The 838-nt window shown below is 53.3% G+C and carries 1 protein-coding gene; it reads right to left on the minus strand.

The window, feature by feature from the left end; all coding sequences use genetic code 11:
• On the minus strand, window positions 1-385 hold a 385-nt coding region (locus MT390_RS19685), incomplete at its 3' end, for an antitoxin Xre-like helix-turn-helix domain-containing protein (RefSeq protein ID WP_032490167.1).
• Between the last annotated feature and the right edge of the window lie 453 nt (window positions 386-838).

Consider the following 838-nt stretch of genomic DNA (forward strand, 5'->3'; position numbering starts at 1 on the left):
TTTCACCCCCAAATCCCCAGGCTGGTCGAGTGAGCCATCGTAATGACTTGGTAATATCGCCGTTGTACAGGGATATGACAGCCTCCAGCGCTAGTACAACCCAGTAGAGGCGATCTCCCTGAGCGGGAGATAGGTGAACTCCCCGCCTGATTTGGCGACTCAACTCATCACGGTGAATGCCGATCATCGCACAAACAGTACGAGTGTCCGACCCTAGCAGGGCAACCAACTTGATGACGACCTCAGGGGAGACTCCGGCAACAATGTGCTGATGAGCCGCCAGCCTATTGCGAGGCATATCGAGGGATGCAAGAACATCGGTCACAGATGAACTGCTAGCGGTGAGAGCGTGGTTAGCACGATTCATGTAGCCAGTTGTCTCCATATGGGCTCTGTTGATGATGGTCGTGAACGTTGTCGGGCCCAATGTAATCCATCACTCAAGAGTTCATTGGGATCTCACCTAGTTTGGCGCACTTCGTTGGCCGTCGACGAAAGCGTTGGCGCTTTTGTGACGAATCAGGACCTGATTTGGCGATGAGCCGATTAGTGACGTTAATCGGCTCATTATCTAGGCCTTTTTGAGCCGATTAGGTTCTGGCATCGGCAACGCAGGCGTGTGTCAACCGGTGAGAGGTGTCATCTGATGACGAAAGCTTTCGCTCAGTCTCCGCTTTGCCGTCTGGCATCTCGCCCGAGCAGGGCTATCAACTGGCGTTCGCGTCTGCCGGTAGCGGGTGGGTCATTGAGTTAAACCGATCAAAATACCCGCTTGATGGCTTTTCTTGGAGTAAATCAGAGTGGCCTCCTCGCTGAGTCAAACTCACCAGCGATTTGT

Source organism: Vibrio sp. 2-Bac 85 (genome assembly GCF_037546705.1).
Classification (GTDB): domain Bacteria; phylum Pseudomonadota; class Gammaproteobacteria; order Enterobacterales; family Psychromonadaceae; genus Psychromonas.